The sequence below is a fragment of the Sphingomonas sp. FUKUSWIS1 genome, from assembly GCF_000733135.1.
GTDB lineage: Bacteria > Pseudomonadota > Alphaproteobacteria > Sphingomonadales > Sphingomonadaceae > Sphingomonas > Sphingomonas aerolata.
This window is the reverse complement of record NZ_JPJC01000062.1, coordinates 12376-22504: the sequence shown is the minus strand read 5'-3', so window position 1 is coordinate 22504 and position 10129 is coordinate 12376. Positions and strand designations below refer to the sequence as shown.

9 protein-coding genes and 1 tRNA gene are annotated in these 10129 nt (G+C 69.3%); 3 read left to right on the top strand and 7 right to left on the bottom strand.

The features are described from left to right. Window positions 1-567 (bottom strand): LacI family DNA-binding transcriptional regulator (locus tag sphsw_RS05065; RefSeq protein ID WP_031439657.1); only part of this gene is annotated, 567 nt, incomplete at its 3' end. A gap of 283 nt (window positions 568-850) precedes the next feature. On the opposite strand from sphsw_RS05065, the gene sphsw_RS05060 reads away from it, so the two are divergent. Beyond that, on the top strand, window positions 851-1786 hold the full coding sequence (locus sphsw_RS05060) for a DMT family transporter (protein WP_197975323.1): 936 nt from the start codon (window positions 851-853) through the stop codon (window positions 1784-1786). A 34-nt stretch (window positions 1787-1820) separates the two neighbouring features. Then, window positions 1821-3290, top strand: coding sequence for a sugar porter family MFS transporter (locus tag sphsw_RS05055; RefSeq protein ID WP_200874009.1), 1470 nt, complete (start codon window positions 1821-1823; stop codon window positions 3288-3290). Between the two features lie 21 nt (window positions 3291-3311). Here the strand turns inward: sphsw_RS05055 and sphsw_RS19255 are convergent, their stop codons facing one another. After that, complete coding sequence (locus tag sphsw_RS19255) at window positions 3312-4265, bottom strand: LacI family DNA-binding transcriptional regulator (protein WP_031439654.1); 954 nt, start codon at window positions 4263-4265, stop codon at window positions 3312-3314. A 110-nt stretch (window positions 4266-4375) separates the two neighbouring features. Between sphsw_RS19255 and sphsw_RS05045 the strand changes: the two genes are divergently transcribed. Beyond that, a complete protein-coding gene (locus sphsw_RS05045; protein ID WP_031439653.1) occupies window positions 4376-6205 on the top strand; it encodes a DUF885 domain-containing protein in 1830 nt (609 codons plus the stop codon). Between the two features lie 13 nt (window positions 6206-6218). On the opposite strand, the gene sphsw_RS05040 is transcribed toward sphsw_RS05045, so the two are convergent. The 5 genes from sphsw_RS05040 to sphsw_RS05020 all read right to left on the bottom strand — a co-directional run. Further along, the gene (locus tag sphsw_RS05040; protein ID WP_235188287.1) at window positions 6219-7874 is read right to left on the bottom strand and encodes a L,D-transpeptidase family protein; all 1656 of its coding nucleotides are present in this window, start codon (window positions 7872-7874) and stop codon (window positions 6219-6221) included. Window positions 7875-7911: 37 nt separating this feature from the next. Next, on the bottom strand, window positions 7912-8256 hold the full coding sequence (locus sphsw_RS05035) for a hypothetical protein (RefSeq protein WP_031439651.1): 345 nt from the start codon (window positions 8254-8256) through the stop codon (window positions 7912-7914). Between the two features lie 7 nt (window positions 8257-8263). Further along, complete coding sequence (locus tag sphsw_RS05030) at window positions 8264-9094, bottom strand: aldo/keto reductase (protein ID WP_031439650.1); 831 nt, start codon at window positions 9092-9094, stop codon at window positions 8264-8266. A gap of 155 nt (window positions 9095-9249) precedes the next feature. Next, window positions 9250-9324: transfer RNA gene (locus tag sphsw_RS05025), tRNA-Asn, on the bottom strand. Window positions 9325-9414: 90 nt separating this feature from the next. After that, window positions 9415-10129 (bottom strand): NAD kinase (locus tag sphsw_RS05020; RefSeq protein ID WP_042466598.1); only part of this gene is annotated, 715 nt, incomplete at its 5' end.

The window sequence follows — 10129 nt, the reverse complement described above, 5'->3', positions numbered from 1 at the left end:
GGGGTCGCCGACGAACATCAGACGGGACCGGCCCTGGTCGATCATGCGGCGGCCCGCGAGACGTCCGCCCGCGACATTGTCCGAGCCGATCGTCAGATGGTTCTGGTCCGCCCGGTACGCGCCCCACACGACCAGCGGCGCATAGCGTTGCGACACGCGTTCGATCACCGCCCCCTGGTCGGACTGGCCGACGAGGAGCAGGCCGTCGATGCGGCCGCTGTCGACCAGCCGGTCGAGCCAGTCGTCGCCGTCGGGGATGACCCGCGACAACAGGATGTCATAGCCGCGTTCGACCAACAGATCGGCGAGCAGCCCGAGCAGGGTCAGGAAGAACGGATCGGTGAGATGCTGGGTGCGGGCATGGCCGAGCGGCAGGACGAGTCCGATCGCGCCGGTGCTCTTCAGCCGCAGGTTGCGCGCGAGCTGGTTGGGACGGACGTCATGTTCCTGCGCCAGCGCCTGGATGCGTGCGCGGGTCTGCGCATTGACGGACGAATGCCCGGCCAGGGCCCGTGACACGGTTGCAGTCGAAACGCCGGCGAGCACGGCCAGATCGGCGAGCTTCATTGCGATAGGATATCCTCATCGTCACGGGTGATCGCCCGGTCGTACCGTCAGCCGCGCCAAGCCGCAATTGCGCGCGATCGAAGCGGGGTGCTTACGACGGGGGGGCTAAAACAGAAAACGTTTTCTGTTGCGTCCTTCACCTGCTGTCGGTACGAGCGGGATACGCAAAGCGACAGAGCTGTTTGCCGCCCCGCCATAAGGTGACGTCGGGGCGGTGGCGGCGTTCGCTCGTGCCCGCGGCTCCGGGGAGTCGTCACCGTCCACGCCAGCCCGAGAGACGCAATTGAGCATCGATCTTACCATTCAGAGCCATGGTGCGCGTCTGGCGGCCATCGGCGGCGTGCCGCTGGCCTTCCTGGCTTATGCGGCCTTCGCGTTCAGCGACGCGTCGGTACGGCTGCTCGAAGGCGCGTTCAGCCCGTTCCAGGTGACGTTCACCGGTGCGCTGCTCGGCCTGGTCGCCTTGCCCTTCGTGCGCACGCCCGGCGACCGCCTGCTCGACGTGTTCAGCGCGACGCGCCGCTCGCTATGGCTGGCGCGCGCGATCGGATCGTCGATCAGCGGCCTGTCGAGCGTCGTCGCCTTCACGCGGCTGCCGATGCCCGAGGCGTTCGCGCTGATCTTCCTGATGCCGATGCTGGTGACGTTGCTGTCGATGCTGTTCCTGAAGGAACAGGTCGGTGCCTGGCGCTGGGCGGCGGTGGCGATCGGGTTCGTCGGCGTGCTGATGGTGCTGCGACCCGGACTGCGAGCCTTCGATCTGGGCCATGGCGCGGCGATGCTGTGCGCCCTGTCGAGCGCGATCGTCATCGTGCTGTTTCGCGCCGGCGGTGCGGGCGAGAAGCGCGTGTCGATGCTCGGTGCGGGGCTGATCGGACCGCTGGTGATCAACGGCGCGGCACTGCTGTGGCTGCAGGCGTTCCGCTGGCCGGACGGGGCCGAGATGGTCCTGCTCGCCGGTTATGGCCTGCTCGCGATCCTCGGCCAGGCGCTGCTGATGCTGGCGGCGCAACGCGTCGCGGTCAGCCGGATCGCGCCGCCGCAATACAGCCAGATGATCTGGGCGGTCGCGCTCAGCTACACCGTGTTTCACCAGAGCGTCGACCTGCCGACCTTTGCCGGCATCGCCGTCATCATCGGTGCCGGCCTGCTGACCTGGGCGCGCGAGCAGATCCGCCTGCCGTCCTGGCGTCGCCGCTTCGCGCTGCGCCCGCGCTGAATATCCTTTCGACAACCACGGAGTCCTCCACGTTTTGACAGATCACAGCATCGCCCCATCCCTGACGCGGCGCAGCCTGACGGCGCGCAACGAGCCGAGAATTCCCGAACCCTATGCCAATGGCGACCGGGTGCTGCGGACCGCAGCGTTCGTCGCTGCGGTGTGCGGCGCGCTCTATGGCTATGACACGGGGATCATATCGGGGGCGCTGCTGTCGATCACCGACGAGTTCGGGCTGGATCATCGCCTGCAGGAGATCGTCACCGCGGCGATCCTGGCGGGCGCGGTGATCGGTGCGCTGGCGACAAGCTGGCTGTCCGAACGGATCGGCCGCAAGCTGTCGGTGATGGGGGTGAGCGCGCTGTTCACGCTGGGCGCGATCGCCTGTGCGATGGCGCCCAGCGTCGGCGCGTTGATCACCGCGCGGGTGTTCCTGGGCATGGCGGTCGGCGGATCGACGCAGGTCGTGCCGATGTACATCTCCGAACTCGCGCCGCAGCATCGTCGCGGCAATCTGGTGACGATGTTCAACGTCGCGATCGGCGTCGGCATCCTGCTCGCCAGCATCGTCGGGTTCGGCCTGCACGACGTCTGGAGCTGGCGGACGATGGTCGCGGTTGCGGCGATCCCCGCCGCGATCGTCTTCGTCACGATGGCGTTCATGCCGCGCAGCCCGCGCTGGGCCGCGGAGAATATCGGCATCCACGCCGCGATCGACGTGCTGCGCCGCGTGCGGACCACACGCCGCGAGATCCGCCACGAAGTCACCCAGATCCGCGATGCGACGACCGAAGCGGATCCGGCCGATAGCGGCTGGCGCGGCATTCGCCAGGCCTGGGCGCGGCCGGCGCTGATCGCGGCACTGGGGGTCGCGTTCTTTACCCAGTGCGGCGGGCTGGAGATGATGATCTACTATGCGCCGACCTTCCTGTCGGGGGTGGGGTTCGGCAAGGAATCGGCGCTGCTCGCCAGCCTCGGCGTCGCGATCGTCTATGCGGTGATGACATTGCTCGGCTGTCTGTTCGTCGACCGGATCGGGCGGCGGCGGCTGATGCTGGTGATGATCCCGGGCTCGGTCGTCAGCCTGATCGGGCTTGGCATCATGTTCGCCAGCGGCGCGCATGGCGGGTGGCAGGGCTGGCTGACGATCGGCTTCCTGCTGGCGTTCATGCTGTTCAATTCGGGTGGCATCCAGGTGTGCGGCTGGCTGCTCGGCGCGGAGATGTTCCCGCTGGCGATGCGCGGCCCCGCGACCGCGCTGCACGCGGCGATGCTGTGGGGTAGCAACCTGATCGTCACCGGGACCGCGCTGTCGCTGGTCCATGCGATCGGGCTCGGCTCGACGATGTGGGTCTATGCCGGGGTCAACCTGGCGTCGTTCGTGTTCGTGCTGCTCTTCGTGCCCGAGACGGCGGGCGCGAGCCTGGAGGATATCGAGGCGGCGCTGCGCAACGGTCGGTTCCGTCCGACGCGCGGGCACACGGCGATCGCCGCCGCCGCCTGACCTAAGGCTCAGGCGGGGCTATCAGGCGGGGCTGACGATCGTCCCGTTGAAGACGAGCCGGACGGCGTCGCCCCCCGCACCGGTCATGCGTTCGACGAGCAGCGCCAGCGCGGCATGCGCCATCTCGTCGACCGGCTGCTCGACGACGATCGGCGCGGCGTCGAGCAGGCGCAGCCAGGTGGCATCGTCGAACCCCGCGAGCCGGACGGGGGATGCCGGGGGATCGGAGCGCGCGCGCAGCACGACCGCCGCCTCGAGCATCAGGAACGTGTCGCCGACGAGCACCGCGTCGCAGGCGGTGTCGGCGAGCGCGGTCCGCACGCAAGCCGCCCGCGCCGCGGGTTCGTGCGGCACGTCGATGATCTGGGCTGGAAGCGCGTGGCGGTCGAGCGCGGCGGCATAGCCGCGACGGCGGTCGACCGCAGTGCTGCCGCGCTCGCCGAACAGGCCGGTGATCCGCCGACAGCCCGATCCGTGCAGCGCGTCGACCAGCGCGCCCGCCGCGCCGGCATTGTCGAGCTTGACGCTGTCGACCTGCGGCGTCCCCTCCACCCGATCGACCAGCACGAGCGGTGTCGCGGTCTCCGGCACGCCGCCGGCCCGGGTCGGGGCGAGGATGATGCCCGACACGCGCTCGTCCTCGAGCAATTGCAGGTAATGGCGTTCGCGCGCGGGATCCTCGCCGCTGTTGCACAGGATGACGCGCAGCCCCTCGCGCCAGGCATAGCCCTCGACCGCCTGGACGAAGGCGACGAAGAAGGGGTTGCCGATATCGGGCACGATCAGCCCGATCACGCTCGCGCGCGTCGAACGCAGCCGCCGCGCCGCCAGATTGGGGCGATAGTCGAGCGCGGCCAGCGCATCGTCGACCCGGCTGCGATAGGCAGGCCGGACGGGCTTGCCCGACAGGACGCGCGACACCGTCGCGATCGAGACGCCTGCGCGTGCAGCGATGTCCTTCAGTCCGATCGTCACGTAACTCAGCCCTTTTCCCCGCCGACCTCTAGGCGGCGGCGGGTGTTTGTCCACCGTGATGGCACGGTGGTGCGTTTGACCGCGGCGAATGGCGAGTCCATGTTTCGCAAATGAACCGACCCCTGTTCCGCCGCCGCGACGCGCTTGCCGGCATCGCGGCCACGCTCGCCGCCGCACCCGTCTCCGCACAGACTGCCGGCCGCTCGTCGACATCCGCCGACGCGGCGGCTCTTCTCGACCGGCTCGCGTGGCAGCTGCTGACGCTCGATCCCGGCAAGGCGACCGGGCTCGGCCTCGACACCGGCGCGCATGCGGCGTTGCGGGGGCAGCTCGACGACCGGTCGCCCGCGGGCATCGCGGCGCGGCGGCGCGTCCTGACCGACGGGCTGGCTGCGCTCGGCCGGTTGCCGCGCGACGGGATCGACCAGGCGACGCTGACCAGCATCGCCGTGACGCAGAGCGCGTTCCAGACCGCGCTGGACGGGATGGCGCTGCCCTACGGCGTCGCGACGATCGGCGACTGGCGCAACACGCCCTATGCCGTCATCCAGAATGTCGGCGCGTGGCTGGACGTGCCGCAGCTGCTCGACGGCGATCAGCCGCTGCGCACGGCGGCGGATGCCGAGGCCTATCTCGCGCGCGTGGCGGCGATGGCGAAACAGCTCGATGACGAGACGGGCAGGGTGCGCACCGCGCGCGAGCAGGGCTTGGTGCCGCCCAGCTTCCTGCTCGACAAGACGCTGGCCGGGATGCGACGCACGCTGGCCGAGGCGGCAGCGGTCGATGGTCCACTGATCGGGCCGCTCGCGCGCAAGACGCAGGCGATCCCCGGTGACTGGACCCGGCGTTCTACGCAGATCGTCCGCGATGCGGTCATCCCCGCGCTCGAGCGGCAGATCGCCGAACTCACCGCGCAGCGCGCGGTCGCAACTGACGTCGCCGGGCTGGGATCGCGCCCGCATGGCGCGGCCTGGTATGGCTGGGGGCTGCGTGCGGGGACGACGACGCGACGGAGCCCGGCGGAGATCCATGCGCTGGGGCGTGCGCAGCTCGTCGAGCTTCAGGCGCAGATGGACAGGATCCTCAAGGGCTTCGGGCTGACCAAGGGGACCGTGGCGGAGCGCGCGGCCGAATTGCAGCGTCGGCCGGACATCGCCTTCCCCAACGACGATGCCGGTAGGAAGCAGATCGTCGCCTATATGCAGGGCCGGATCGATGCGATCCGGCCGCGCCTGCCCAAGGCGTTCCGCACGCTGGTGACCGCCAGGCTCGAGATCCGGCGGATGCCGCTCGCGCAGGAGGCGGGGGCGCCCGCCGCCTATGGCGGGCCGGGCGCGCTCGACGGATCGATCCCGGGCAAGATCTGGGTGAATCTGGGCGATCCCACGATCCACAACCGCGTCACGATCCCCGATCTGGTGTTCCACGAGGGCATTCCCGGGCATGTCTGGCAGGGGGAATATGCGCAGCAGCTGCCGCTGATCCGATCGGTGCTGGCGTTCAACGCCTATACCGAGGGCTGGGCGCTCTACGCCGAACAGCTCGCCGACGAGCTCGGGCTCTATGACGGCGATGCGGCGGGGCGGCTCGGTTATTTCATGGGGCTGTCTTGGCGCGCGGTGCGGCTGGTGGTCGACACCGGGATCCATGCGATGGGCTGGACGCGCGAGCAGGCGTTGCGCGAATTCGTCGCCGCGACCGGACTGCCGATGAGCAACGCGGTGAGCGAGGTCGAGCGCTATTGCGCCTGGCCGGGTCAGGCCTGTGGCTACAAGATCGGCCAGACCGAGATCGTCGCGCAGCGGACCCGCGCCAAGGCCGAATTGGGTACCCGGTTCGACGTGCGGGACTTCAACCAGGCGGTGCTGGCTGGCGGCAACGTCCCGCTCGACGTGCTGACCGGCAATGTCACGCGGTACATCGCCGCGCGCAGGGGCTAGTCGCGCCTCACGCTCACGGGCCGATATCGATGTCGCGGGCCTCGGCACGCCGCGCCGCCGATCGCTCGAAACCGAGTTGTTCGGCGACGGGATCGTTCCAGCCATAGGGGTCGGTACGGAAGGCGACCTTGCCGGCGTCGCCGACATAGACATTCTCGTACAGCAGCCGCACCGGGATGCGGCGCGGCAGCGGGACAAACTGCATCTCGCCCGACGCCTGCGCGGTCTGCCATGCCTCGGTAACGCCCTGGTCGTCGGCGAGCATCTGCGCGAAGCCGATCGCATCCTCGACGCGGACGCAGCCATGGCTCAGATGCCGCTGGCTGCGGTCGAACAGCCCGGGGGCGGACGTGTCGTGCAGATAGATCGCCTGGTCGTTCGCCATGTCGAACTTGACGAGGCCGAGCGCATTGCTCGGGCCGGGCTGCTGGACGATCCAGCCGTCGCGCAGGACCATGTTGTGCTCCTGCAGATAGGCGTCGTCGACATTGGCCATCTCGCCGTTCTGGATCGACTTCGGCACGGTCCAGGTCGGGTTGGCGACGAGGCGATAGATCGGTGAGGACAAGGCCGGCGTCTCGCGACCGGGTTCGCCGACGATCACCTTGCGCTGATCGACGAGCACGCCATCGCGGTAGTAGCGCAGTTGCGAGGCGGCGGTGTTGACGTCGATCCGCGTCGCCGGGGGCGTCCGTTCGAGCCAGCGCCGCCGCTCCAGCGCCACCGCGAGCGCGCGCGCGCGATCACCTGGTCCGAGATTGAGGACCTTCAGAGTCTCCGGCCCGACGATCCCGTCCGCGGCGATGCCGTAATCGGTCTGCAGCCCCTTCATCGCGTCGGCGATTGCCTGCGTATAGACCGGGGCGCTAGACGGGGTGGCCGGCTGGAGGCCGGCGATGGTCGAGGCGGATTGCGCCAGCGTCGGCGCGGTGACGGGGCCGGGGCCGGGCGTCAGGAGATAACCGCTCTCGACCAGCTGTTCGACGATCGTCGCAACGCGCGGATCGCGGGTGCCGACGCGGATCAGCGCGGCAGCGCCCGTCTGGGCGGGCGCCTCGAGCGGTGCGGGGCCGGCTGGTGCGGTGAGCGCCTTCTCGCTGAAGACGCGATAGGCATCGGACAGCAGGCGATAGTCGGCATCCTGCGGCGCCAAGCTTTCAAGCCAGTCGTCGACCTTGTGCCGCGCGATCGCGGCGACCAGCCCGGTGGCGAGGTCGACGCTGGGTCGCGGCAGGGTATAGACCTGATGCAGCGTCGCCGGATCGACACGGCCCCTTGCCAGTGCACCGGCATAGGCGAGCGCGACGCGCGTGCGGGCGACGTCGATATCCGCCGGGGCCGCGTCGGCGGGCAGGTCGGGCAGGAAGGCGACGTGATCTAGGCCATGGCGGCTGCGGTTGCCGAGCGCAGTGTTGAGCGCCGCGACATCGGCATCCGACCAGACCGCACGCCACTTCGCCTTGGTGTAGACCGCGCGGACGGTCGCGTCCGTCACCGCCTGCCGGCTGATGACGACGCCGCCGATCGCAGCGGGCGCCGCGCTCGGCTTGGCAGGGGGCGCGGCGCGCTTCGGCGCAGTCTGGGCGGGCTGGGCACCGGCGGCGCCGTTCATCAGGAGGAGTGCAAGCGGCATCGCGCCGGACGCGAGCCGGGCTCGCAGGGTCGTCACTATCATTGCTGATCAACGTACCAGTCGCCGCATCGGCTCAGATCGACGGCGAAATTCCTGCGAACCACGCTGCATAGGGGGTGTTGGCGGCCATGTGGCGATTGTAGTCGGGCGACCCGTCGTGCCACCAGACCGGGCCGCGTTCGCCGAGCGCATGCTTGGCCGCATCGACGTCGGCACGTGCAGCGGCGACCGCGTCGGCATCGTCCCGACGTCGGGCTACGCCGACCGCGCGTCGCGCCGCCATCAGTGCCCGGACCAACTCGGCCCGATCCGCTTCGGGCAGCGACGGATCCGCGCACCGCCACAACCGGCCGCGGACGACGAAATAGCGGCCGTCGGGGGTCGTCGGATAGGCCTTGGGGGGCGTGCTGCCGGTCATGCCGGGCTCAGAGCATCTCGAGCGGTTGTGGCGACCGCGGGCGGGGAAACGCCGTGTCGAGCGCGGCAAGATCCTCGGCCGACAGCACGAGATCGGCGGCTGCCCGGTTTTCGCGGACATGCGCCACGCTCGCGGCCTTGGGGATCGCGATCGTCGCGGGACGTTGCAGCACCCAGGCGAGCGCGACCTGCGCGGGCGTTGCGCCGATGTCGCGGGCGATCCGCGTCAGTGCCGGATCAGCGAGGAGCCGGCCCTGCTCGACCGGACTATAGGCCATGACGGGAATGTCGTGACGGTCGAGCCAGGGGAGGAGGTCATGCTTGGGACCGCGCCGTGTCAGGTTGTAGAGGATCTGGTCGGTCGCGCAGCTCTGTCCGCCCGCCGCATCGAGCTCGGCCATGTCCTGCGTATCGAGATTGCTGACGCCCCAGTGGCGGATCTTGCCCGCGGTCTTGAGCCGTTCCATCGCCTCGACCGTCTCGGCCAGTGGTACCGACCCGCGCCAGTGCAGCAGATACAGGTCCAGCCGGTCGGTCCTCAGCCGCGCAAGGCTCGCCTCGCAGGCGGCGGTGAGGCGATCGCGCGAGGCGTTCTGGGGATAGGCCTTGCTGACGAGGAACAGCGTGTCGCGGACGTCGTGGAGCGCATCACCGATCAGCGTCTCGGCGGCGCCGTCGCCATACATCTCCGCCGTATCGATCAGCGTCATCCCGCACTCGACGCCTGCGCGCAACGCTGCGGTCTCGGCCTCGCGACGATCAGCGCGCTCGCCCATCATCCAGCTTCCCTGGCCCAGGGCAGGCACCGTCTCGCCGCCCGGGAGAATCACCGATTTCATCGTCTGCCCCAATCGCTCTGGTCATCAGGGGTCAACGCCGGTCGGACGCGCGGGATGCGTGCCGCGAGGGTTGTATTGCAAATAGTGTATCGGGGGATCTTGCCGCGATCTGGCGCGGGGCGTCTCGCCAGAAGCGAGATTTCGCGGCTTGAAAATGGCTCCCTGAGTAGGATTCGAACCTACGGCCACTCGATTAACAGTCGAGAGCTCTACCGCTGAGCTATCAGGGAACGTTGCCGGAGGCGGCTCTATAAACGGCCAGTTGGACGATGCAACCCGGTTTTTGTCGATTTCTGCAACAAATTGCGCCGGGGCCGGGGCTATGCTGCGAACTGTTCCATCGTGATGCGGTCGTCGAGCGCATGCTCGGGATCGAACAGCAGGGTGAGTTCGCGCGCACGGTCCATGCAGATGTCGACCTGTGCCACGTCGCGGATCTCGCGCTGGTCGGCGACCGCGGAGACGGGGCGCTTGCCGGGGTCGAGGACGCGGATGCCGATCCGGGCCTTGTCGGGCAGGATCGCACCGCGCCAGCGCCGCGGACGGAAAGGGCTGATCGGCGTCAGCGCGACCATGCCCGAACCGAGCGGCAGGATCGGGCCCTGCGCGGAGAGGTTGTAGGCGGTCGAGCCTGCCGGGGTCGCGACGAGGATGCCGTCACAGGCCAGTTCGGCGAGCACGACGCGGTCGTTGACCGTCACCTCGAGCTTGGCGGTCTGGCGCGTCTCGCGCAGCAGCGAGACCTCGTTGATCGCGGGGAGGGTGAGGGTGCGTCCGTCGATCCCGGTCGCGGTCATGCTGAGCGGTGTGACCTTGAACGGCTTGGCGCGCGAAAGGCGGTCTTCGAGGCCGTGATGCCGCCACTCGTTCATCAGGAAGCCGACGGTACCCAGGTTCATTCCGAAGACCGGGACCGCGGGCTTGCGCCGTTCGAGCATCGCATGGAGCGTCTGCAACATGAACCCGTCACCGCCGAGCGCGATGACGACATCCGCCTCCTCGGGCTCGACCCAGTCGCCCAGATCGGCGAGCTGG

Excerpts from the sequence above, each read along its gene's own strand:
- sphsw_RS05030 (WP_031439650.1), bottom strand. The coding sequence starts at position 9,094 with ATGAAATCGGTGATTCTCCCGGGCGGCGAGACGGTGCCTGCCCTGGGC.
- sphsw_RS05045 (WP_031439653.1), top strand. The coding sequence starts at position 4,376 with ATGAACCGACCCCTGTTCCGCCGCCGCGACGCGCTTGCCGGCATCGCG.
- sphsw_RS05035 (WP_031439651.1), bottom strand. The coding sequence starts at position 8,256 with ATGACCGGCAGCACGCCCCCCAAGGCCTATCCGACGACCCCCGACGGC.